At 48.5% G+C, this 22,158-nt stretch carries 22 protein-coding genes; 6 read left to right on the forward strand and 16 right to left on the reverse strand.

The genetic code is table 11. The annotated features are described in order from the left end of the window. Positions 1 to 12: 12 nt before the first annotated feature. The 3 genes from AADEFJLK_RS01395 to AADEFJLK_RS01400 all read right to left on the reverse strand — a co-directional run bounded on the left by AADEFJLK_RS01395 (position 13) and on the right by AADEFJLK_RS01400 (position 1,426). On the reverse strand, positions 13 to 423 hold the full coding sequence (locus tag AADEFJLK_RS01395) for a hypothetical protein (protein ID WP_103973047.1): 411 nt from the start codon (positions 421 to 423) through the stop codon (positions 13 to 15). Positions 424 to 584: 161 nt separating this feature from the next. Then, positions 585 to 758, reverse strand: a complete 174-nt coding sequence (locus AADEFJLK_RS24300) for a hypothetical protein (protein ID WP_170064999.1) — start codon at positions 756 to 758, stop codon at positions 585 to 587. A gap of 248 nt (positions 759 to 1,006) precedes the next feature. Then, a complete protein-coding gene (locus tag AADEFJLK_RS01400) occupies positions 1,007 to 1,426 on the reverse strand; it encodes a hypothetical protein (RefSeq protein ID WP_103973048.1) in 420 nt (139 codons plus the stop codon). A 737-nt stretch (positions 1,427 to 2,163) separates the two neighbouring features. On the opposite strand from AADEFJLK_RS01400, the gene AADEFJLK_RS01405 reads away from it, so the two are divergent. The 4 genes from AADEFJLK_RS01405 (at position 2,164) to AADEFJLK_RS01415 (ending at position 5,681) form a co-directional block, all read left to right on the forward strand. After that, positions 2,164 to 2,715: a MarR family winged helix-turn-helix transcriptional regulator gene (locus AADEFJLK_RS01405; protein WP_103973049.1), complete on the forward strand. Its 552-nt coding sequence runs from the start codon at positions 2,164 to 2,166 to the stop codon at positions 2,713 to 2,715. A gap of 421 nt (positions 2,716 to 3,136) precedes the next feature. After that, entirely contained in the window at positions 3,137 to 3,361 is a 225-nt protein-coding gene (locus AADEFJLK_RS23800) for a hypothetical protein (protein ID WP_146054485.1), read from the forward strand. Continuing rightward, positions 3,349 to 4,407 (forward strand): chloride channel protein, encoded by a 1,059-nt coding sequence (locus tag AADEFJLK_RS01410; protein WP_170065000.1) that lies wholly within the window; start codon positions 3,349 to 3,351, stop codon positions 4,405 to 4,407. The genes AADEFJLK_RS23800 and AADEFJLK_RS01410 overlap by 13 nt, the downstream gene beginning before the upstream one ends. Before the next feature lie 104 nt (positions 4,408 to 4,511). Further along, the gene (locus tag AADEFJLK_RS01415; protein ID WP_103973051.1) at positions 4,512 to 5,681 is read left to right on the forward strand and encodes a cation:proton antiporter; all 1,170 of its coding nucleotides are present in this window, start codon (positions 4,512 to 4,514) and stop codon (positions 5,679 to 5,681) included. A 37-nt stretch (positions 5,682 to 5,718) separates the two neighbouring features. Here the strand turns inward: AADEFJLK_RS01415 and AADEFJLK_RS01420 are convergent, their stop codons facing one another. The 12 genes from AADEFJLK_RS01420 to glnK form a co-directional block, all read right to left on the reverse strand. Continuing rightward, complete coding sequence (locus AADEFJLK_RS01420; RefSeq protein WP_103973052.1) at positions 5,719 to 6,036, reverse strand: DUF3144 domain-containing protein; 318 nt, start codon at positions 6,034 to 6,036, stop codon at positions 5,719 to 5,721. Between the two features lie 432 nt (positions 6,037 to 6,468). Continuing rightward, entirely contained in the window at positions 6,469 to 7,257 is a 789-nt protein-coding gene (locus tag AADEFJLK_RS01430; RefSeq protein WP_103973053.1) for an ATP-binding protein, read from the reverse strand. Then, on the reverse strand, positions 7,247 to 8,326 hold the full coding sequence (aroB, locus tag AADEFJLK_RS01435) for a 3-dehydroquinate synthase (protein WP_088620356.1): 1,080 nt from the start codon (positions 8,324 to 8,326) through the stop codon (positions 7,247 to 7,249). The genes AADEFJLK_RS01430 and aroB overlap by 11 nt, the downstream gene beginning before the upstream one ends. 5 nt (positions 8,327 to 8,331) lie before the next feature. Next, positions 8,332 to 8,856, reverse strand: coding sequence for a shikimate kinase AroK (aroK, locus tag AADEFJLK_RS01440; RefSeq protein WP_088620357.1), 525 nt, complete (start codon positions 8,854 to 8,856; stop codon positions 8,332 to 8,334). A 147-nt stretch (positions 8,857 to 9,003) separates the two neighbouring features. After that, complete coding sequence (locus AADEFJLK_RS01445; protein WP_103973054.1) at positions 9,004 to 11,370, reverse strand: type IV pilus secretin PilQ; 2,367 nt, start codon at positions 11,368 to 11,370, stop codon at positions 9,004 to 9,006. 15 nt (positions 11,371 to 11,385) lie between these two features. After that, a complete protein-coding gene (locus AADEFJLK_RS01450; RefSeq protein ID WP_088620359.1) occupies positions 11,386 to 11,943 on the reverse strand; it encodes a pilus assembly protein PilP in 558 nt (185 codons plus the stop codon). After that, positions 11,943 to 12,617 (reverse strand): type IV pilus inner membrane component PilO, encoded by a 675-nt coding sequence (locus tag AADEFJLK_RS01455; protein WP_103973055.1) that lies wholly within the window; start codon positions 12,615 to 12,617, stop codon positions 11,943 to 11,945. The genes AADEFJLK_RS01450 and AADEFJLK_RS01455 overlap by 1 nt, the downstream gene beginning before the upstream one ends. Then, entirely contained in the window at positions 12,614 to 13,219 is a 606-nt protein-coding gene (locus AADEFJLK_RS01460) for a PilN domain-containing protein (protein ID WP_103973056.1), read from the reverse strand. Before AADEFJLK_RS01460 ends, AADEFJLK_RS01455 begins: the two co-directional genes overlap by 4 nt. Further along, positions 13,219 to 14,280, reverse strand: a complete 1,062-nt coding sequence (locus AADEFJLK_RS01465) for a pilus assembly protein PilM (protein WP_088620362.1) — start codon at positions 14,278 to 14,280, stop codon at positions 13,219 to 13,221. Before AADEFJLK_RS01465 ends, AADEFJLK_RS01460 begins: the two co-directional genes overlap by 1 nt. Positions 14,281 to 14,629: 349 nt before the next feature. Beyond that, the gene (locus AADEFJLK_RS01470) at positions 14,630 to 17,770 is read right to left on the reverse strand and encodes a DUF748 domain-containing protein (RefSeq protein WP_103973057.1); all 3,141 of its coding nucleotides are present in this window, start codon (positions 17,768 to 17,770) and stop codon (positions 14,630 to 14,632) included. Between the two features lie 104 nt (positions 17,771 to 17,874). Further along, positions 17,875 to 19,170 (reverse strand): ammonium transporter, encoded by a 1,296-nt coding sequence (locus AADEFJLK_RS01475; protein ID WP_088620364.1) that lies wholly within the window; start codon positions 19,168 to 19,170, stop codon positions 17,875 to 17,877. A gap of 20 nt (positions 19,171 to 19,190) precedes the next feature. Continuing rightward, entirely contained in the window at positions 19,191 to 19,529 is a 339-nt protein-coding gene (glnK, locus tag AADEFJLK_RS01480) for a P-II family nitrogen regulator (RefSeq protein ID WP_088620365.1), read from the reverse strand. 310 nt (positions 19,530 to 19,839) lie between these two features. Between glnK and AADEFJLK_RS01485 the strand changes: the two genes are divergently transcribed. Beyond that, positions 19,840 to 20,166 carry an HvfA family oxazolone/thioamide-modified RiPP metallophore gene (locus AADEFJLK_RS01485; protein ID WP_088620366.1) on the forward strand — a complete coding sequence of 109 codons (327 nt, stop codon included), beginning with the start codon at positions 19,840 to 19,842 and terminating at the stop codon, positions 20,164 to 20,166. Between the two features lie 85 nt (positions 20,167 to 20,251). Further along, positions 20,252 to 20,794, forward strand: a complete 543-nt coding sequence (locus AADEFJLK_RS01490; RefSeq protein ID WP_249027952.1) for an HvfX family Cu-binding RiPP maturation protein — start codon at positions 20,252 to 20,254, stop codon at positions 20,792 to 20,794. A 135-nt stretch (positions 20,795 to 20,929) separates the two neighbouring features. On the opposite strand, the gene AADEFJLK_RS01495 is transcribed toward AADEFJLK_RS01490, so the two are convergent. Beyond that, on the reverse strand, positions 20,930 to 21,988 hold the full coding sequence (locus AADEFJLK_RS01495; protein WP_103973058.1) for a LamG-like jellyroll fold domain-containing protein: 1,059 nt from the start codon (positions 21,986 to 21,988) through the stop codon (positions 20,930 to 20,932). Between the last annotated feature and the right edge of the window lie 170 nt (positions 21,989 to 22,158).

The following is a 22,158-nucleotide window of genomic DNA, read 5'->3' on the forward strand; positions in this document are numbered from 1 at the left end:
AAGCTACGGATTTCAATACTGTCCATAATAACCAGGAGAGCCGGAGTAGCCCGATGAGTTGGAGTAACCAGAGTAACCAGGAGAGCCATAATAACCAGAATTGTATTGGTTCATATCCCTAGCCCTGTCATACATAGCCTCTTCCCGGCGTATCTCGTTCTTCATGGCTTCGTCATACTGAATGATTTGTTGGGCCGCCCTAAAATCACCTTCCCTCACTTCATGCATGACGCTAGCTTGCTCTTGCGCGTTAATGTTGGCCATTTCCCTATAGGCCATTTCGTCAACCGCATCGTAGGCCATTACTGGGCCGCTGGCACACATCATTATAAAACCGATTATTACTATTTTTTTCATAGCTAAAAATCCTCGCTCAAACATCAATTGTGCTGAAAAGTTATTAAGTTGGAGCCAGTTTCTCATAGCTAAGCTGAACTGTTGCTTAATGCTTTAGACTTTTTGATTTTCCTTTGATTATGCGGAACTTAACAACCACCTACTTTCAGTAGGTGTCGGAGGGTCAATTATGTTATGCCTCTGTTTTTTTACAGACTCATGCCAAATAAACACCGCTATTTGCCCAGCTACGGTTTTTCACTATCATTTTCCGGTGTCTCCCGGTCGCCTTCGTGGTCGATAAGGTCTTCATCGCGCCCCGTATTAGCAGGCGTTTTCTCGTTAGCGCTTATTTTTGTCAAAAACACCAGAATTGACACAATGGCTATGACCATCGTGGCTTCCATCACTAATCTCATCATTGCCGCCACCACTTTTACTAAATTAATTGGGTCACCGGAGTACCACAAACCACTTTCGGGCCGATAGTAGTTTATAACTTTTAGCCCTTATTGCTAAGGCTGTCAATCATTTTATAAAGGTTAAGAAGGGCGGCGATAGTTTTCGGCTGGGTCAGATAAGCGTGGAGTTTATGATAGTGCGGGGTTTGTTAGTATAAAGGGTACCCGGACCATTAGGCCTTATGGTGCGCGTTTTGGGCGGGTATCGCTCACGCCAAGCTTTTTTTGATAAACGGGAGGATTAGGTATAACGCGTCCGCTTCTTCTTCAATGCTAAGCTGGATATCTTGGCTAAGCTCCCTTTCGCTGGTGTCTCCCTTTGGGTTGAAGGTAAATCGGCCCAATTTTATTTTTTCAAGGTGCGGGTATTTTTTTTCTTGATAGCATTCCACGGCACCCATCAGCTTTTTATCGCTGTCAAGAAAGCTGGTTAGGGTAAAAAAAAGCGTATGTCCGGCGATTTTGATGCTAAATTCGCCATAACTGGGGTTCGGTTGGCCTACGCAGATAGCGCCTAAGGCTTCGCTTTGTGAGGTGGCGTTTTTGCTGAACGCATCAAATTGGCGGAGCAATGCGGCATAATCTTCTATTATGGTGGTAATGCTGCCGCTGGCATCAGAATTGGACATAATCTCTCCTTGGCTGTTCGCTATTGATAAGGGGTAAAGGACATATTTTGCAAATATAAACATAATGAATGCCAATTCGGTTTTGTTGTTTTCATTTCAAGGGCTGTCCGGCCTACAGGCTGGGCTACCGCGAGACATGGTAATTTAAAATGAACCGTTACCCATTATACCCCGTTCATATTGAAATCAGTAGTTTCAATAGCGCATCAATAGGCAGTGAAGGCGAGGATTAACTGATGCTGTCCTTTAAATTACATCGCTTTAAGAATTGCTTAAAACTACAGATTTCAAAATAGGCAAGATTTAGTTAAGCAGGCTAGTTTTTTAAAATTAAGCCCGAAAATTCAGGGCATCGTTTTTTGCGGGCATAAAATGGCAATAGACGATAAGTTGGTATGCTTTTCCCCCTACTTGGTGGGTAGTTCCCGAAAGGCTTTCCCCAAGCTTAAAGCGTTTGCTATCTAGGGATAGGCGGTGCTAGCCGTAACGAATGCAATCCTCAATACAAAAGACGGTATTGATAAATATAGCAATGCGGCTACTTTTTTCCGAGTTATCCGGGCATTTTAATTAAAAAATTATGTTTGCGCAAACAATGTTTGGATGGTATAAATAATACCAATAGCTCTATTTTTTAAGCTATCTGTTATAGGTCGCCCCTGTTTTTGGCTGTTTCCGGTTACGAAAAATATCTTGTAATCGATTGGTAAATAATAAAGCTTTGGATATGGCTAACAATGAAATGTGATACCGGGGCAGAGGCGGCCCCAACAACCGCCCCGTTGCCAGATGACCCCAAACAATGGTCTTATGAGGTGCTTAAGCAGTTCCGGTTGATTTTTAAGGCTACCCAGCAACATTCGTTGTGGGTGGAAACGCAATGCGGGGTGAGTAGCGCCCAGCTCTGGATGCTGTGGGAGTTGTCCAAACAACCGGGCCTGCGGGTGACGGAATTGGCTAAGGTTTTGTCCATACACCATTCTACCGCCAGTAATTTGTTGGATAAATTGGCTAAGAAAAAACTCATCCAGAAGGAGCGCGCCAGTGCCGACCAGCGGGTCGTTACGGTAACACTGACCGCTGCGGGTGAGGCGTTAATGGCCAAGGCACCTGCGCCGCCGCAGGGCATATTGCAGCACGCAATATTTGCATTGCCGGAAAATGCCCTTAAGGCCCTTAATGAGCATCTTGATATGTTGGTGAAAGAAATGGCGATAAAAGATGATGAAGCGACGATGCAGCCGATCAATCCTTCGCCAAAAAAGCGGGCTATGAAAAAAAACGGCTAAGTGTCGGCGGCGTTTTTAAGTGGCCTGACCGATGCGTAATCACGACCCTTATAGCCGTTGGTTTTTATTGTCATTAAGCGATTATTTTTAAATGGTTCTATGCGTTTTGCTAAGCCGCTGTTTAGGGTTTATTTATGTTTGTATAAACATTTTTTAATGTGAACGCTATATTGCTGTTGGGGGATGTGCGGTTGCCAAGTAGTGTTGGATAGTCAAGTGGCGTTTGGGTAGGGTCGGCTTTCTGGCGCACACCTGCCGCTGTGCTGTCTATCTTGGCCGCGTCCCTTTGCGCTTATGCCGACAAAATCTGCGGTGTTCGGTAAGGGGATAAAGCACGTTACTGCGAACGTCAGTGAGGTATTTGGCTTAGGCCTGTCGGTTTCGGGGGTAGGAATGGCCAGGTACAGATTATGAGGAGGAAGTGATTACTAATCAGATAATTAATGGGGAAGATACCCTATCATTGGGGGCAAAGCGGCGGCAGTGCCTAATTTTGCCGGCTTTCGTGTTGGGGGTGTTGGCGGGGCTGGTTTCGGTCGGATTCCAGCTTGCCTTGGCTTATGGGGAAGCTATCCGTAACCAAGCCATTGGTTTGGCGCATCACTATCCTGACATCGGCTTATGGTTGCCGCGTTGGCTAGCCTAGCCCTATCAGCCGGATTGGTGTTCCGGTTTGCCCCTGAGGCGGCGAGTAGCGGTGTCCCGCATGTAAAAATGGTCATGCAAGGCCATCGGACTTTCCGTTGGTTGCGGGTGCTGGCCATTAAATTCGCCAGTACCTTGATCGGGGCGAGCGCAGGTTTTATGGTGGGGCGTGGCGGGCCGTCGGTACATATCGGGGCGGCGCTGGGGCAAGGTGTCAGTGATTTATGGCCGGACGCTACCGTTAAAAACCAAGCGGTTTTGGTGGCGGCGGGCGGCGGGGCGGGTTTGGCCGCCACGTTTAATGTCCCATTGGCAGGGTTGGCGTTTGCGTTTGAGGACTTAGGGTTGCGCGGTATACCATCCGGCTTATTTGCCGCCGCCATTGCCTGTTTTAGCGCCGATATGGTTTATCGCTGGGGGCTTGGGCAGGGGCCAGGTTTTCATATTACCCTTAGTCAAGCCCCACCTTTAAATGTGCTGGCGGCTTTTGTGCCGGTGGGCTTGGTCGCAGGGCTATTGGGCGGGCTGTTTAATAAGGCGTTACTGGCTGGGCAAATGCTGATCAAGTTACCTGTCGGTTTGCGTTGGCTATGGTGGTGGGGGTTGGCTATGTTGGTCGCCGCTGTGGCTTGGTGGCTACCCGAATTATTAGGCGGCGGGCAAAATTTTATCGACAGTCTGCTGACGGGTAGGGCGTTGGCATTCAATACGCTCGCCTTATTTTTTGTAGTCCGCTTTGTTGTGACGGTCGGCAGTTCGTGTTCGGGGGTGGCGGTCGGCGGTATTGTCCAACTGCTGGTGCCTGGGTTGGGCGTTGTTCCGGCAGCGTTTGCCGCTGCCGGGATGGCGGCTTTTTTTACCGGGGCGATAAAAGTGCCGTTAACGGCTATGGTGCTGGTCATGGAAATGACGGGCAGCTATACGCTGGTGTTGCCGTTATTTGTGGCCTGTTTTGCGGCGTACAGTATTGCCGATGTGCTGGGGATTGAGCCAATTTATGAGGCGTTGATGCGGCGGGCGTTAAAGCAGGAGACCCCGAAGCAATGACTCGGCTAATCGGCTTTAACCTAAACGTCCTAGGGATAGAACTAAATCTATAAAAATCAATCTGTAATAACAGCCATCTATTATAAACAACTCTGGAGCCACCTATGGAAAGTTATCCCGCCGAATTGCTCTTGATTGCCTTTGTGGCGGTGCTGGCACCGCTGCTCAGCGAATTGCCGCGCAATATCCGCGTACCTGTCATTGTTTTTGAAGTGGTCTTGGGCATATTGATCGGCCCGCATGTTTTTGATTTGGCAGACCCGGATGGCATGGTCGGTACGTTGGGGGAACTGGGACTGACTTTTTTGCTGTTTATGGTCGGGCTTGAAATTGACTTCGATAAGATTCGTGGTCGGCCCTTGTCGTTAGCGGTCGGCGGTTGGCTGTTATCGCTATCGGTGGCTTTGGTTTGTATGGTCTTTTTCAGCAGTATCGGTTTACTCCAGACCCCGCCCTTTCTGGCCGCCGTCGCGTTATCGACGACCGCTTTAGGGGTGCTGGCCCCTATCCTCCGTGACCGGGGCGAATTGCATAGCGAATTCGGCACTTATATGGTTGCCGCCGCCGCTGTGGGCGAGTTCGGGCCTTTGGTGGTCATTTCGATGCTGTTGATCCCCACCCACAGTACGGCTGTGCATACGCTGTTCATGGTGTCGTTTGTCATTATTGCCTTCGGTGCGGCACATATCGCCCTCAAGGCCCGTTCGTCACGCGTGCTGGAACTGCTCAAGCGGACGATGCAGAGCAGCGGCCAGCTTCCGGTCAGGATTTGCCTATTGCTGCAAATTTTGTTTGTCGCCTTGGCCGCAAAATTTGGCCTCAATATCGTCATAGGGGCTTTTACGGCGGGGATTATTGTCGGCATGGCGATAAAAGGGGCGGGCGGCGACGTGTTGCGGCAGAAGTTGGATGCGATCGGTTATGGTTTTCTGATACCGATTTTTTTTATTGTCGCCGGTATGAAGTTTGAAGTCAGCGCCTTATGGTCAGCCCCGCTTGCCCCACTGCAAGTGGCGTTGTTGTTAGTTTTGTTGGTTGTTGTCCGGGGTGTGCCGGTGTTGTTGTATAAGAAAGAGCTGAAGACAGAGGAAAAAGTGCCTTTCGCTTTATACTCGGCGACCGGGTTGCCGCTGATTGTCATCATCAGTGAAATCGGCGTGTCTTCGGGGGTGATGCCGCCGGATAGGGCCGCTATTTTGGTGAGTGCCGGCATGTTGTCGGTGTTATTGTTGCCGATGTTAGCTGTGCGTTGGCGGGCTAAAACCGTCGGCTAGGGGTATGGGGCGGCAACTTTCCATACCCCCGTTACCGTTAGTGTTGGCTGCCTGCCCCACCCATGTACTTGTCGAAATTGGCGGTATAATCGTCGATATGGTGTTCGAGCATCAGGCGGTACTGTTCGACAAAATAGGCGATGGCTTGGTCGCGGTGCCCCGCCATCAGTTCGCTGGATTGGGCATCACAGGCGTTGACCCAAGCCGTAAAACGTGCCGAAGCGAACATTACCGATGCGCAGACTTTGCCACGTTCGCTGTCTTTAAGCTGTTCATTCGCTAACTGGATGATGGCATCGGCACGGCGGTAAAACTGTTCGTCAATTTGCTCTGCTTGCTCTTCTTGTTCTGACATGAGGTGTCGCCTTAGGTTAAGAAATAAGCGGCTATTGTAACAATTATTTAATTGATGTTAAGCAGACATATTCTGCAATTTAAAAAAACAATAATGAGTCGCTACCGCGACGATTTTTTTAATCGGGTTCTCGCACCCGAAGGCGAGATACTTTCTTTTGCTCCGTCTCGGCAATTGCTCCTGCATTGCTCTACCTCCTGCATCCATGCAGTCGAAAAGAAAGTATCCAAAGAAAAGGCGGCCCGATTGCCGCTTGATCCTGCGCTTCTCGGTTTTGTCGGGGGTCGGCAAAGTGGGCTCCTGCCCACTTGCCGACGCGCGGCATCCCTGCCGCGCCCCTTTATGCCCTATGGGTATTCGGGCTGATCCCGACAAAACCTGCGATGCTCGGCGCGGCAAACGGGAGTAAAGTGCGTTACTGCGTAACGTCAGTTAAGGTGTTGTCTGGTTAGGTTCCGTAGGATGGCTGAAGGTAAGGCGGTTGGTTTGGCTCAGCCATTGCACCCCCAAGGTGATAGCGACCAGCAACAGCACCGCTGCAATGAGCAAGATTAAGGTCTTATCCTGTTGGGGACGGCGGTTAACGCTGGGCAGGGCAGCGATGATATTGCCCGGAATGCCGTGGGTATTGCGGTACATGCTGGCAGTAACCGTATCATTGAGATGCTGCGGGGCTACACGACGGTCCGGGCGGGCTGCCAAATACTGGAGAAATTCGCCGCATTGTTTTTCTGACAAGGGCGGGATTTCGATCACCGAGCATTCGCTGATTAAACTATCAGAGCTGTTTTTTAGATACAGTTCGTCCGGTGTCAGGGCAAAAATCACCCGTAATTGGCGATGGTCGGCAAACTCCCGCAGAATGGCGGCGATAAAGCCGGGTGTCAGGCTGCCCGCATTGTCCATAACCAAGAGGGTAGGTGCGGTGCTGGCGGAGGCTGCTAATGCCGCGTTCAGGCTTGCCATATCCTGCTCAGGGCTTGCCGTCAGGACACAGTAATTCCAAGCGGCAAGCCGCTGCTGCAAGGCCTTGAGCAAGGTGGTCTTGCCAATGCCTTTAGGCCCGCAAATGACGATAGACGAGCTAAGATGGGTCAGCAAGTGGATTAACAAATCCAATTTTGCCGACCGTTCTGAGGTCAGTAAGAAATAATCATCTGGATAAGCCGCTTCGTTTTTTGCTGACAGTGCCAGACCGCCCAGGTTATCACTATCTGCCATAGTGGTTTAAGGTCTCTTCGAGCAAGGCTTGGTCAACATAGTCGGGTAAGGTGGCGGCACCAATCCGCTGTAACAAGATCAGGCGGATTTTGCCGTCGACATTTTTTTTGTCAACCGTCATCAATTCCACAAAACGTTCGCTGGCCAATTGTGCGGGTGGGGTCACAGGCAGGTTTGCGGCGGTAAACAGGGCGATAATCCGCGCCACATCGGCTTCGGACAACCAGCCTTTGCGTCTGGACAGGTCAGCTGCTTGGCAAGTGCCGATTGCCACAGCTTCGCCGTGCAGATAAGTGCCATACCCCATACCCGTTTCTATAGCATGGCCGAAGGTGTGGCCTAAGTTTAAGGTGGCACGCACCCCGGTCTCGGTTTCATCTTCGGCAACAATGGCGGCTTTGTTAAGGCAAGATTGTTCAATGGCATAAGCCAAGGCCGTCTTATCCCTTGCCGCTAAGCGGCCAATATTGGCTTCCAACCACTCAAAGAAGGCCAGATCACGGATTAGACCGTATTTGATCACTTCGGCAAGGCCAGCGGACAGTTCTCGGTCATTTAGGGTATCCAACACGTCGGCATCGGCAATCACGCATTGTGGCTGATAAAACGCTCCGATCATGTTTTTACCCAGCGGATGGTTAACCCCGGTTTTGCCACCGACCGAAGAGTCGACTTGCGCCAATAAGGTGGTCGGTATTTGCAAAAAAGCGATGCCGCGCTGGTAACAGGCGGCGGCAAATCCGCCCATGTCGCCAATCACTCCGCCACCTAAAGCGATTAAGGTGGCATTGCGGCTAAATTTTTCCGCCAATAGAACATCGAAAATCGTGTTGACTTGCTCTAAGGTTTTGTATTGCTCGCCATCGGGTAAAATGACTTGAGCCACCGTGTGCCCGGCTAAATTGTTGACCACCGTTGCCAAGTAGAGGGGAGCGACCGTGCTATTGGTGACCACCAGCACTTGTTTGGAGCTAATGTGTTTTTGCAGCAGTTCCGGTTGCTGTAACAGGCCGGAGCCTATATAAATCGGGTAACTACGGTCACCTAATTCAACAAGTAAATTTTTCATTGCGGTTAATGGTTGATGGCGCGGTAAGCGGTCAGGATATGCTCGACGACTTCTTTGCTCTGCATGATGCCCGTGTCGATTTTATAGTCGGCACAGGCCAAGTATAACGGTTCGCGTTGGACAAATAAGGTCTCTATGCGTTCCCTCGGATTTTCGGTTTTGAGTAAAGGCCGTTGGGTGTCACGCCGGGTACGCTCTAAAATACGTTCTATAGAGCATTGTAAATAGACAATAAAGCCATTTTTTATTAACAGGTTGCGGTTTTCTTCGCGGAGAATGACCCCGCCGCCCGTGGCCAGCACGATGCCTTGCATTTTGGTCAGTTCTTGAAGCATTTTTTGCTCCCTATCCCGAAAACCTTCTTCGCCCTCAAATTCAAAGATGGTGGGGATGTCCACACCTGTCCTTTCTTCAATGGCTTTGTCGCTGTCATAAAAAGGCACTGCCAAGGCTTTGGCGAGTTGGCGGCCTATTGTCGTTTTTCCGGCACCCATGAGGCCAACTAAATATATATTTTCTGATTTCGTCATCAAAATACCTTGCTGGTCTGATTTCCCAGAGTTTGGGAATGGTTAAAAAGAGCTTGTTGCAGCGGATTTCGGACAGATTGTCTGTCCTAGCCGCTATTATAATAAAAAGGGGGCATTATGCCCCCTTTTTACGGTAACTAGAAGGCCTCAGTTGCTGACAATGTCATCTTTCATTACCTTAGGGGTGACAAAAATTAACAATTCTTGCTTCGAATCCGTATTGTTAGTCCGCTTAAACAAAAAGCCGATACCGGGCAAATCGGCAAAGAACGGCACCTTATTCAGGCTGTTCGTGGTGCTGCCTTCAAAAATCCCCCCCAAGACTACCGTTTCGCCGTCATTGACCCGAACTAATGTTCTGATGTTGCGGGTATCAATACTGGGGACATTATTAACCACATCGCCTACGGCATCTTTAGAAATGAACAAGTCCATAATGATGCTGCCGTTGGGCGTGATTTGCGGGGTCACATCAAGCTTGAGCACGGCTTCCTTAAATTGTATGTTAACCCCTGAGTTGGCGCTTGACGTTTGGTAAGGAATTTCCACACCTTGTTGGATATTGGCTTGGCAACGGTCAGTGGTCATAACACGGGGATTGGACAGGATTTCGCCACGTTTTTCATCTTGTAATGCCGATAATTCAAGGTTCAACACATAATCGGCACCCTTTACTAAAGTCATGCCTAAGGCACCATAAGGCGTGGCACTTGTGCCTAGGTCGACCAGTTGGTTAGGGATGTTTGAAGTCGAGCTTTGTGTACCGAGATAAACCCCACCAGGCGTGGTGGTGGTCGAAGTGCCGGTGCTGCTGCTGGTAGGCAGAGCACCGGCAGTATTTTTGCCGCCAAAACCAAAAACCGTGTCGCCATTGTTTGAGTTGCCTGGTGTCGCTCCAGCTGTACCAAACTTGACTCCCAGTTCTTTAGCGAAAGAATTGCTGGCCACAACAATTCTTGATTCGATCATCACTTGGCGTACGGTGATGTCAAGCTTGCGGATCATTTTTTTAATTTCTTCCAAGCGTTTGGCAGTTTCGCGGACAATTAAGGTATTAGTGCGGGAATCGACGACTGCCGAGCCACGCTCGGAGAGCAGGCGGTATTTGTCATCGGCTTGGGTATTGTTAGCATTGTTATTCTGAGCGCCTTGCCGTTGCATTTGCTGCTGTGGCATTTGTTGGGTTGTTTGCGAGGTTGATGAACTGCTGCTTGAGCTTAAACCGGAACCGCCGGCACGCATCCTGACACCGCAGCTATTAAATGCCGCACTATCAAAGCCATACAAAAGGTTTCTGAAATTCTCGGCTTTGGCATAATTGATTGAGATATATTCGGTAATCAAAGGATCAAGCTGCTCAACTACAGCTTCGGTTTCTTGTTGTTTTTTCTTGTAGTCTTTAATTTTATCGAGGGGTGAAACCAAAGTGACATTGCCGGTTTCATATTTACCCAGTTCTTTAGTCATCATGACGAAATCTAAAGCCTCGTCCCAAGGCACATCATCAAGCTTTAAAGTAATGGTACCGGTAACATCATCGCCTGCGACAACGTTTTGGCCGGTAAACTCGGCTAAGATGGCAATGACGCTACGCACTTCAATGTCTTGAAAGTTTAAAGATAAACGCTCACCTGTATATTTGACCCGGGATTTTTCTAAGACATCTTTTTCTTCGTTAGTTAATGGCCTAAATTCAACCGTCAATAGGCCGTCAGACTGCACTAAAGAGTAATCGTACAGATTATTCTGCATGGTTACTGTCATGGTTGTTTGGGTGCCTTTTGCTACCGTATCAATAAACTTTACCGGCGTTGCAAATTCCGACACATCCAGACGTTTTGCCAAATTACTGTTCACTTCGGTATTAACAAAACTGACGATAACGTTGCCTGATTCTTCTTTGGAATTAACAATAGTGTTAGGGTTGGCCAAAGAAATCAAGATACGGCCTTCGCCTTTTTCGCCGCGTTTAAAATCAAAACCACTGATGGTTTGCTTAGGCATCAGGCTGTTGGTGGCGGCAGTGGATTTTTGCAGGCTGGCCGGGTATAAGCCCGCTTTAGCAGGACTGCGGTTTACCGAGGTATTTGAAAGGCTTTTGTTCAGGGTAAGAAATACCTTATTGCCAAGCACCTTGGTTTCAAAAGGTGTGGCTTCGAGCAGGTTAAGGACAACCCGCACCCGATCACCCGCTTCGGCGATGTAAATGTTGGTTGCCGTACCTTGGTTGACCTGGAATATTTTTTTCCCCAAGCCATTTTTAGTGTTAGGAAAATCTAAGGCAATCCGCGCCGGATTCTCGGTATGAAAAATGGTCGGCTCAACCGCGGCCTCGCTCATGTTCAGTTGTATCTGCAATTTATCTCCCGCCAAGGTGGCGACATCGATCCCAGATAAGGTCAAGTCACTGGCTTTAACAGGGGAAATGTGAAAGATACATAGCAATAAGACCAAGCTCATCTGAGCCAACAACCACTCTATTTTCAACATAATGCTACCTTGTATATTATTCATTCTTTGTCCCCAAAATCACTGTATCAATGTTAAGGAAGTTTGTTGTTCGCGCCAAGTACCCGGCTTGTCAGGCACTATTTCCATCAGTTCAATTTTATCGGCATTGATCCGTATGATTTTGCCGAAATTCTTGCCCATATAGTTACCTACCCGGACACGGTGGATAGTTTTATCGCTGGCTTTTACTAAGCCCCACAATTGGTTTTTCATGACCACCGTACCGGCCATTTTTAAACCGTCCAATGGAAAAGCTTCCAATTCTTCTTTACGGCGGTTGAAATCGGGTTTTAAACCATTACCTGTTGAAGGGCCTTCATTTTGGCTGGGTTCGGGTTCTTCCAGCGGCTTAAAAGGGTCGCGCAAGGTATCTACCGGAAATAGAAAAGGTTCGACCATTTTGATTTCCGGCAATTTTTCTATCGCACCTTTGGGTCTGGCTTTAACGCTACTGATATACTTTTCCAAATCGCCAGTGCCAGTGTCGCTACAGCCCGAAATGAATAACAGGCAAAAAAGATAACAAAGCGGTGTTGTCGGTTTTCGGACAGTCAATGCTGAGAGCTTCTGTTTCATCATTTTTTACCTTTTTTAGCATCGGCTGCTTTGGGGGCAGGCGCGGCGGCAGTGCTTTCGTTGTAGGTTTTCACGGTAGCCTTCATAACCATTTCACCTGTTGGCCTTATTGGTTTATCGTCTTTTTTTAATAAAGGCTTGCCGTCCTTTCCGCTACTGACTTGAGGAATAATGCTAATATCGTGCAGGGTGACAATTCTTGGCAAAGAGGCCAAACCACTGACAAACAGCCCCAATTCTTGATATTGGCCAATAACTTCGATGCTGATCGGCAGCTCTGCGTAAAAATCCCTGTGGATAGGAGCCCCAGGCTTAAACAGCCTAATTTCTAAGCCGCTGGCTAACGCTGTCTGTGAAATGTCAGTCAACAAGCTGGCCAACTCATCTTTGGTCGGCATTTGCCGGATCATTTCAAACAATTCGGCTTCAATCTGGGTGAGCTGGCTTTGGTAATCTTGCAAATTGACGGCTTTTTTCTGTTTAATTTCAAAGCTGTCTTTTAAATCCTGTTCTTTATGTTCGGCCGCCTCCAAGGCTTTGATTTGGTCGAAGGTGTGCAGGTAAACCCCTAATCCCAAAACAGCAACACTGGTTAAGGTGACGGCGACGGCTTTGAGCGGCCAAGGCCATTGCCCAACGGCATTAAAATCCCAATTTATGTCCGATAGGTTCATCGTTGACCTCGTTTCTTGGCAGTGGGGGCATTTTTATCACCATTAGGGTTTTCCGGCGGTTTTTTACCTTGTTTGGCGCGTAAGGCAAAATCGCTCAATTGGTCTTGGCTGTCTTTATCGGGTATTTTGATAATCGTCAAAGTCGGCGTATTCATCCATTGCGACGCTTCAATATTGCGCATCATCGCCGAAACTCGGGCATTAGACTGAGATTTGCCTTCAAAAGCCAAGTCTGCGGCCGTTTGGGTGAATTTGGTCAAGAACACGCCGTCAGGGGTGACTTTCGGGATGTCGTCAAATAGATGCACAATTTCAGGACGGCTTTCCTGAAGCTTTTGGAGCAGGTCTATTTTTGCCAACAATTTGCTTTTTTTCTCTTCAATATCCTTAATATCGGTAATTTTTTTGTCCAGCAAACTGATTTCACCCTCCAGTAATTTATTCCTGGACTCTTGATGGGTTTGTAAACCCTCAAAATACCCATGAATAACCGCCAGAACCATAATGGCAACCAGCACACCTAAGGCTAGGGCGTTTAAAAACTCCTGTTTCTTCTGTTTGCGCAGTTCTTCGCGCCAAGGGAGTAGGTTGATTTTTGCCATTAGTCAAAACTCCTTAATGCCAAGCCACAGGCAATCATCATTGCTGGTGCATCATTGCTTAAAATCTGGGGTTTTACTTTGTTGGATAGCTTCATGTTCAGGAATGGGTTGGCGATGTAAACAGGTATCCCCAAGTTTTTTTCAATAAGCTGGTCGACACCTTGTATTGAAGCGCAGCCGCCTGCCAAGATAATCCGGTCAATACTACGGTTGGCGCTTGACGAGACAAAAAACTGTAAAGACCGTTGGATTTGCTGGAGCATAGCGCGTTTAAAGGGGTCTAGGACATCAGTGGTGTAATTGTCCGGTAAGCCGCCATGACGTTTTGCCAGCCCCGCCTCTTCGTAAGACAGCCCGTAACGGCGTTGGATTTCTTCGGTCAGTTGCTTGCCGCCAAAACCTTGCTCGCGGGTGTAGACACTGCGGCTGCTATGCAGGACGTTGAGGGTGGTAATGGTAGCGCCAATATCGGCAATAGCGACAGTTTGGCCTTCTATGGAATCGGCAAACTGTTCGACCAATAAAGTAAAGGCATTTTCCATAGCAAAAGCTTCAACATCGACGATTTGGGCTTTTAAGCCTGCCTTTGCCAATGCCTCGACACGGTTGTCGACATTTTCCCGTCTGGAAGCCGCCAGCAGGACATCAACCATACCGGGGTTGCTGTCATTGAACCCCTGTACTTCAAAATCAAAATTGACCTCATCAAGGGAATAGGGCACATATTGGTCAGCTTCAATCATGATTTGCTCTTCCATTTCGTCTTCACTGAGGGAAGCGTCCATGGGGATAATTTTGGTCATGACTGAAGAGCCTGCTACGGCTACGGTAGCTTGCTTTAATTTTGTGCCAGATTGTTTTAAGGCAATTTTGATGGTGTCGGCAATCATGTTGACATTGGCGACGTTTTTATCAATGACAGCATCTTTAGGCAAAGGGGCAACTGCATAGCTTTCGACCCGGTAACGTGGGCCTTGACGGCTTAATTCCAGCATTTTTACCGCTGCCGTACTGATGTCAATACTCAAAACAGTATTCTGTTTATGACTAAACCATTTCATAACATATCCTTAAAAGTGACCATTAATGTGATCCATAGATAACAATACCCAACTGTTTTATTTATAGGGCTTAACCATAAAATGAATGGACTCAAAAAGTATAGTAGCCTTTTCGGAGGATGCACAAAAATTATGCGCCTGATTTGAAATTTTAATAATTAATGGGTGGGTAAACGTTAATTTGGATCTCAGATAGGCTATTTTACATGGCGTTGCCTTTAAAAAAACAGCAATTGTGATAAAAATCACTAACTGCCTAATAATTGCCGCTATCGCCTGTCGGCCAATCTGTAAAACCCCGTTTTTTTGACGGTTAATTTTAGCCGAAAACCAAGTGCTTAGCCTTGTTTTAATAGGTCTTTAAGGATAATAGGCTAGCAATGTCCTTGTTGTCCTTATCCGTATTGACGACCGAATCTACAATATAAATGTGGTCTTGGGTAATGCCGCCGTGCTGCACCAGATATTTGGCGATAGCCTGGGCGCGTTCATTAGCGAGCTCTTTTAAGCGTTCCTGTTCAGGATTGATAATCGCTTGGAGCTTTTGTTTGGCGGCCTCATAAAAATCCCCCCCATTTGCGGCCTTAAGGCGGGGCGTACCCAGTAAAGACCGTTCCGCTAAGAGCGGGAATTTTTCGATAAACATATCGGCTAATAAACGCCGATAATCCTCTGCGGACAACTCGACATATTCGGCGCGGATTTTCCGGGCGGTCTTCTGGTTAATTTCCGTGGCCCGACGGATTTTTAACTGGTCATAAAGCGCATCGTCGCTGATGGCCGGCCAATCTTGCTCTTGCCGGGTCAGGCCTTTTATTTCCAGCATTAACTCAGGCCGACTGTTTAAAGCATTGGCGATATCGTCTAATTTGCTTTGCTGAGGTTTGTCCAGTGTGGCGCTGCCCGCTTTAAAGCTAATGGTGCTTAAATCGTTGCTAGGGTTGCTGGTCAGCAAAGCGAAGGCGCTAAACGGCGAACTGAGGACTTTACCGATGGCATTAACCAGCGCTTCGGTGACAATCGAACCGATATTAAACTGCGGGTTATCCAGATCACCGGAAATGGGTACGTCCATTTTTATTTTACCATTACGGTCTTTCAGTAAGGTCACTGCCAATTTTAGCGGTAAAGAAATGGCATCAGGGTTTTCAACCCGCTCACCCAGTTCGAATTGGTCAATCAGAAAATGATTGAATGCGGTCAATTTTTTATCGGCGATGCGGTAATGGAGGTCTAGGGTCATTTTGCCTTTTTCCACTTTGTACCCGGCAAACTGCACCATATAAGAAGAAACCAACGGCATGGGCAGGCCGTTGAAATTGATTTTGACATCGTATTCACCCAAAAACGGGCTGATATTGCCGGTAATGTCGACAGGTGCCAAATCGTAGGCATTCCCTTTCAGGACAACTTGGACTTGACTGGTTTTGTCGGAAGACACGCCGCTGGCCCCCCCATCCAAGCTTTTGATATGGGCAGAAAACGGCAGCAGCAACGATAAGTCGGTAAAATCCGAGGAGCCGTCAATAATTTGGATTTTACCGAGTTTAAAATAAAACGGTTTAGTTTGAGGGGGTAGCGGTTGGGCGAACGGCAGTCGTTTCGGCGTAGCCTGATCTATCAGCAGATTAGCAAAATTGACCGTTTTGTCTTTTCTGATAGTGACCCGTGCGTAGGGTTTATTAAGCGTCAACTCTCCAGCCGTGTAATGTTGGTTCAAGACATCGGCCACGATGGTTTTGAGTGTCAGGCGTTCCCATTTAAGAAAATCTTTATGGACACGTTGGTCGCGGATAAGCAGATCTTCTATGGCACTATCACCGCTGAATTGGAGGTCTAGTGGTACTAGCCGATTAATTGACAGTTTGCCGTTGATATCCAACATGCCATCAATCACATCCAAGCGGATGAATTGGTCATAATAGGGTTGAAATTTTTCCAAGTCGAGGTTATCGGCAACCACCATCATATCGGCCATGAACGGCGCTAACAGCAGCGTACCTTTTAGGGCAAGCGAGCCCTGATTAAGCCCCATGCTTAGCTGAAAGGGCAAACTGGTGCTGGAGGTACTGTCATATCCCTGCACTTGTAAGTTAATGGGGCTTAGCGCCATAGCCAGCGGCTTGGGCAGGGTGCGGTCTTCAAAATTGACGGTGCCGTTGTCAACGGCAATAGTATCAATGCTAATACGCCAAGGCGTCTCCGGCGGCGTGACGGGTGTGTCAGGTGCGGCGGGCTGGGCGAAAGCCTGATAGTTGCCGCTGCCGTCGGCATTTAACCAAGCAGTGAGTTCGCCCTGCGTAATGTTAAGTGAATCAGCCCTGATTTGCCGCTTATCCAGATTGACCTGCAATCCCTGTAACTTTATGGTCGGAAAAAAGCCAAGACGGGTTGCCTGGTCTGCGATTTGCCAGTCCGTGAGGGTTAAGGCACCTTGGTCAACAGTGACGTTAACATGGTTTTTCTGTTGGCTTACTTGGTAGCTGGCTTCGGCGGTAAAGCGTTTAAGATTACCCAATAACCGGTCTTGGATACGGATATTATCGGCTTGGACTTTAGCCGTTTTAGCGGCCAGTTGCCACTGCCCAGCCGCATAATCCAAGGTTAAGGCAGTTTCGTGCCGAAGTGCGGCTATTTTCAGCGCCTGTCCGGCTTGGCTATAGCCTATATTGTCTAACGTTAAAGTAGCCTTAGGAAAGCTTAGGGCCAGTTTATCCTGTTTATAAGTCGCCCGATAATCGGCAGTGAAGCTGTTGCCGTTAATGGTAATGCCACTATTAGGAGCAAACAAAGCCAAGAACTTAGCGGCATTTAGCGTGTTTATTTTAAGTTGGCCTTGTGAACTGGCCGGATTCAGGTTGAAATTGCCCTCCCAAGCCATTTGTCCGCCTGACTGTAAGGCAAGGCTTAGCTTAAAGGCTGTTGGTTTAATAGCATAGGTGCTGACGTTGCTGATGTTAAGCTGAAAGGATTGGAGAGTTTCTGACCAAGGCTTGGCCGTTTGGGCATCATGCCAGACGACTGTGCCGTCGGTGATTGACAATTGGCCGATCTGTACAGGCAATACCGGGCTATCGGCAGCTTTAGACTGCGGGTCGCCCGCTATCCAATCTGGGATATTGACTTTGCCGTCTTGGCCCCGGCTCAGGTTCAGCGTGGGTTTTGACAGCACTATACTTTTGAGGTGTAAGGCCTTTGTCGGTAAGGTTTGCCAAGGTTCCAGCTGTATCGATAAGGTATCAAAGGCGAGGAAAGGCTGGCCGTTTTTTTCCTGCATGACAAAACCCTGTAGCCGTAGCGTCAGCGGCGATAATTGCAGGCTTGCCGATGCCAATGACACCGTTTTGCCCGTGTGCTGACCAATAAACGTGGGCAGTTGGTCAATCAGTAACCTAGGCAAGCTGTACCAACCCAACAAAACGGTTAGGACTAAGACACCGAGGCTAAGCAGTAAGGCTTTTAGGCTTAAGATAAGAAGGCGGCTAGTCATAGGCGATTGCTTGTATCAACAGGGATTGATACCGATTATAACCAAAAAAGCGGCACCTAGTGGTTTAAGTGCCGCTTTTTACCCAAATGCCTAAAGTTATCCCGTTATAAATCAAGATATCCTGTTTCTTCGTGCAGGGACGTATCCAGACCTTGCACTTCTTCATCGGCACTGACCCGCAAGCCTAGCCAGTTATCCAATAATTTTAAGATCAGGTAACTGAACAAGCCGCTCCAAATAATCGTCACGATAATGGCGAGTGCCTGGACGCTGACTTGCTGCATAATGCTAACGCCATCCTTAAGCCCCAAACCGCCAAAATTGCTGGCGGCAAATACGCCGGTCAACAAAGAACCTGTGATACCACCGACCCCGTGGACAGGAAACACGTCTAAGGAGTCGTCAATTTTTAGCGTCCGTTTGACGTATTGGGTAGCATAAAAACAGACCACGCCTGCGGTAACGCCAATGACCAAGGCTCCGAACGGGCCGATAAAACCGGAAGCTGGGGTAATCGTACCCAAACCCGCCACCATACCCGTAACAATACCTAGCACACTAGGCTTGCCAAAGCGTTGCCATTCTATAGTCATCCAAGTCAACGCGCCGGAAGCGGCGCCGATATGGGTAACCAGCATCGCCATGCCCGCCCGACCGTCAGCCGTTAAGGCACTGCCCGCGTTAAAGCCGTACCAACCGACCCATAACATGCCTGCACCTGTGACTACCATCGTCATGTTGTGAGGCGGCATGGCGGTGTTAGGGAAGCCTTTACGGTTGCCCAGCACCAGCGCCGACACCAGCGCGGCAATACCCGCATTGACATGGATAACAATGCCGCCGGCAAAATCCATCGCCCCCAGATCGGCCAACCAACCGCCACCCCACATCCAATGGCAAATCGGCATATAAACGATCACCAACCAGAGGGCACTAAACCATAACATTGCGGAAAATTTCATACGTTCGGCAAACGCCCCGACAATCAGCGCCGGGGTGATAATGGCGAAAGTCATTTGAAACATGAAAAAAACAGTTTCTGGAATGTCACCCGTTTGGGAATTCGGTGCCATATCGGCAATGAAGAGTTTGGATGCCCCGCCGATGAATTTTTGCAGTTCGCCGCCGTCACTGAAAATAAAGCTATAGACCCCCGCCAACCATAAAATGGACACTAAGCAGGTGATGGCAAAACATTGCATTAACACCGACAAGACATTTTTACTGCGCACCAAGCCTGCGTAAAACAGCGACAGGCCTGGGATCGTCATAAATAAGACTAACGCGGTTGACGTTAGCACCCACACAGTATTGGCTTGGTTAATACCATCCCCCCACGCCAACCCGGGCAGCAAACATAAGCCTATTAAAAGGCTTTTATAATTATTTTTAAAAAACATTGCCTATCCCTTACCAGCCCTTAAATGGCATCTTCGCCAGTTTCACCCGTTCTGATACGGATGACTTGTTCAAGGCTGGTTACAAAGATTTTGCCGTCCCCAATTTTGCCGGTATTGGCCGCTTTGACAATGGCATCAATGGCTTTTTCCAGGACATCGTCCGCCACGGCAATTTCCAGCTTTACTTTCGGCAAAAAATCAACCACATACTCAGCTCCCCGATACAATTCGGTATGGCCTTTTTGACGGCCAAAGCCCTTAACTTCGGTAGCGGTGACCCCAGCCACGCCAATTTCCGATAATGCTTCACGCACATCGTCCATCTTGAATGGTTTAATGATTGCGGTTATGAGTTTCATCTTATCTCCTGATACTGCGTTGCTATGAAGGCCGCTATTAGAGGCCGGTGTGATCTGGTATGGGCGTTACCCCTTACAGAGCGGCAATCATAGAGAATTATCCGGCAACATACAATGAATGTCATAAGCACATAGACCCAGTCTTAGTGTTGCCGCCCGCCTTATCAGGCTAAACCCTACGTTTGCCGAAAGTTTTTTTTCAAAAAAGTGTAAGGTTTTGGCTGTCCTTACGACTGATAAACCAGGAAGGCCATTGTGTAGTCAAGCGGCGTTTCCTATAACCTTTTAACGTAACTTATGAGAATTGACCATGAACAGACAAACCTTGCGCTTCACTTTCGGCAGCATCATCGCTACAGCCTTAACCGCCGCCCCTATGGCTTATGCCGACGGCAATCCTTTTGGCATGAGCGAATTGGGCCATGCCACCGTACTGGCCGAAACCGCTCCGGCAGCGACCGACAAAGCCAAAGAAGGCAAATGTGGCGAAGGTAAATGCGGCGCTGAAAAAGCCCAAAAGCAAGCTGAGGCTGCGGCGGCGGCAGCGACCGATAAAGCCGCTGAAGGCAAATGCGGGGCAGGTAAAATGGGTACGGACAAAATGCCCGAAGGCAGTTGTGGCGGCGCGAAAAAATAAACCGCTGTAAGGAGGCTGGCCTGTAAAACCCTTTTAGGCTTGCAGGCCAAACCTTTATGACACCTGTTACTCTTTAGGAGCTATCATGACCCCTGATACAAACACTGATGATACCTATTGCCGCTGCTTATTAACGCAAACCCGATCTATGTTAGCCGTGCCGTCCCGTTGGTTTACCCAGCATACTGGCGGTTATGCGCCGATTTTTTTACGCCTGCTCTTAGCCTACGAATTTGCCGAAGCGGGGTTAGAAAAATACCATGGCGAGAATTGGTTCGCTAACCTGAGCTTTCCGTTTCCCTTTAACCTATTGTCCGCCGAGGCTAGTTGGAATATGGCGATGGGCTTGGAGCTGTTAGGTCCCTTGGCGCTGGTTTTGGGTCTGGCAACGCGGTTTTTTAGTGTGGCATTAATGGTGTTGACCGTGGTCGCCATTGCCGCCGTCCACTGGCCCGCCCATTGGCAAACCTTAGCGGAACTGTGGCAAGGCTACGCGATTACCGATAAAGGTTATGGCAATTACAAATTGCCGCTGCTCTATCTGTTGATGCTCGCGTCGTTGTTTTGTAGCGGTGCGGGCTGGTTAAGTGTCGACTATTGGTTAGGCCGGAAATTTTTTAAAGGCTGAACGTTTATGGTGATATTAACCGCCTGACTGTCCTAATTATCGGGCTACAAAGGCACGGGCAGGGCAGGGGGGTGAGGTCGCCGTTATCCGCCAAATGCCCCTACCGCGTCGCCGATAAAATGCTCACTCATCCAACTAATGCGCGTTACCTTGAACCGTCACTTTTACGGTATCGCCGACAGTAACGCTTAACCCGGCGCTCTCGCAATCCCAACTGCTTTTGACATCGGGAACAGTGATGGCCGCACCTGTGGTGAGGTTGTCACATTGCAGATTGAATTTGCTAAAACCCAGTATTGTGCCTTTTACCGTTTTAGTGGCATCCGCTTTACTGCCTTGGGCAATAAGCGTCACATTATCGGCTGGTTTGACGGCTAGACCCTGTTGTTCACAATCAAATTTGCTACGCGTTTTTATGCTAACGGTTTTGTCTGACGTAAGATTGTTGCAGGATACGTTATAAGCGCCCAAATCTATGGCACTGCCGCTGACTGACACGCCAGAGGTGTAAAGCTGTTTGACTTGAGCGGCTTTCAAATCCCCCTTATAGATCCGCAGCCAAGCAATCCGGCCATCTGAAAACTCACCTTGACCACCCCCCAGCGTGTTATCCAAAAAGAAATTCATGATCCTGTGGGGGGTATTGAGGTTCATTTGGGTGGTGGCTAAGTTAAGCTGTTGTTTGCCATCGAGATAGGCTTGCACTGTGCCTGCCGTGTTGACCGTTAAGACGATATGATGGAAGGTATTGAACGGCACTAAAGCCGCGCCGCCTTGTTCAGGGAAGATATTGAGGTGGTCAGAACTGTCGACATAAAAGCCATCATCCGAAGTGCGGTCTTGCACATCAATAATCCGCCGCCAGCCATTAGTCGATATGTCACTGAACTCAAACGCCATTTCTACGGAATAACTGTTGGCCGGAATAAGGCCACGGGTATCCAAAGATAAACCTGCTTGTAGGTTTGGTGTGGTGTCACCATCCCAATGAAAAACCCGCAGGGGGCGGTTGAAAACAACGGCATCTTCAAAGCCGTTTAAGCCGAGCGGATTGGTTTCTGTCAGGGCAGGGGCGGTGGATTCTTGAGCCAGTAAGGTATTGTTGAATTGATAAGTCGCTTTTAGTGTCGCCGCGCAAACGTTTAAACTAGGTAAGATGAGGCCTGCAAAAAGTACGATTTTTGTAAATTTCATAGCTTGTTACCCCTTATTGATTTTATAGGCTTGGGAAGGTGTTTTGTGGATTGCCGACAAACAATAGCACTTTTTACAAAAAAGGTAATCCTGATTGCCCCGATTTAAGCAACGCGGCTTGTTGCTGCGTCCAACTGTAAAAATCGTTCCCGTAAGTCGCCATAACAGTC

The organism is Methylovulum psychrotolerans (genome assembly GCF_002923755.1).
GTDB classification, from domain to species: domain Bacteria; phylum Pseudomonadota; class Gammaproteobacteria; order Methylococcales; family Methylomonadaceae; genus Methylovulum; species Methylovulum psychrotolerans.

Excerpts from the sequence above, each read along its gene's own strand:
- AADEFJLK_RS01445 (WP_103973054.1), bottom strand. The coding sequence starts at position 11,370 with ATGAATAATATACAAGGTAGCATTATGTTGAAAATAGAGTGGTTGTTG.
- AADEFJLK_RS01430 (WP_103973053.1), bottom strand. The coding sequence starts at position 7,257 with ATGGCAGATAGTGATAACCTGGGCGGTCTGGCACTGTCAGCAAAAAAC.
- AADEFJLK_RS01395 (WP_103973047.1), bottom strand. The coding sequence starts at position 423 with ATGAGAAACTGGCTCCAACTTAATAACTTTTCAGCACAATTGATGTTT.
- AADEFJLK_RS01465 (WP_088620362.1), bottom strand. The coding sequence starts at position 14,280 with ATGAAATGGTTTAGTCATAAACAGAATACTGTTTTGAGTATTGACATC.
- AADEFJLK_RS01485 (WP_088620366.1), top strand. The coding sequence starts at position 19,840 with ATGAACAGACAAACCTTGCGCTTCACTTTCGGCAGCATCATCGCTACA.
- AADEFJLK_RS01495 (WP_103973058.1), bottom strand. The coding sequence starts at position 21,988 with ATGAAATTTACAAAAATCGTACTTTTTGCAGGCCTCATCTTACCTAGT.
- AADEFJLK_RS01405 (WP_103973049.1), top strand. The coding sequence starts at position 2,164 with ATGAAATGTGATACCGGGGCAGAGGCGGCCCCAACAACCGCCCCGTTG.
- aroB (WP_088620356.1), bottom strand. The coding sequence starts at position 8,326 with ATGAAAAATTTACTTGTTGAATTAGGTGACCGTAGTTACCCGATTTAT.
- AADEFJLK_RS01455 (WP_103973055.1), bottom strand. The coding sequence starts at position 12,617 with ATGAACCTATCGGACATAAATTGGGATTTTAATGCCGTTGGGCAATGG.
- glnK (WP_088620365.1), bottom strand. The coding sequence starts at position 19,529 with ATGAAACTCATAACCGCAATCATTAAACCATTCAAGATGGACGATGTG.
- AADEFJLK_RS01460 (WP_103973056.1), bottom strand. The coding sequence starts at position 13,219 with ATGGCAAAAATCAACCTACTCCCTTGGCGCGAAGAACTGCGCAAACAG.
- AADEFJLK_RS01470 (WP_103973057.1), bottom strand. The coding sequence starts at position 17,770 with ATGACTAGCCGCCTTCTTATCTTAAGCCTAAAAGCCTTACTGCTTAGC.
- AADEFJLK_RS01475 (WP_088620364.1), bottom strand. The coding sequence starts at position 19,170 with ATGTTTTTTAAAAATAATTATAAAAGCCTTTTAATAGGCTTATGTTTG.
- AADEFJLK_RS01400 (WP_103973048.1), bottom strand. The coding sequence starts at position 1,426 with ATGTCCAATTCTGATGCCAGCGGCAGCATTACCACCATAATAGAAGAT.
- AADEFJLK_RS01415 (WP_103973051.1), top strand. The coding sequence starts at position 4,512 with ATGGAAAGTTATCCCGCCGAATTGCTCTTGATTGCCTTTGTGGCGGTG.
- AADEFJLK_RS01490 (WP_249027952.1), top strand. The coding sequence starts at position 20,252 with ATGACCCCTGATACAAACACTGATGATACCTATTGCCGCTGCTTATTA.
- AADEFJLK_RS24300 (WP_170064999.1), bottom strand. The coding sequence starts at position 758 with ATGATGAGATTAGTGATGGAAGCCACGATGGTCATAGCCATTGTGTCA.
- AADEFJLK_RS01450 (WP_088620359.1), bottom strand. The coding sequence starts at position 11,943 with ATGAAACAGAAGCTCTCAGCATTGACTGTCCGAAAACCGACAACACCG.
- AADEFJLK_RS01420 (WP_103973052.1), bottom strand. The coding sequence starts at position 6,036 with ATGTCAGAACAAGAAGAGCAAGCAGAGCAAATTGACGAACAGTTTTAC.
- aroK (WP_088620357.1), bottom strand. The coding sequence starts at position 8,856 with ATGACGAAATCAGAAAATATATATTTAGTTGGCCTCATGGGTGCCGGA.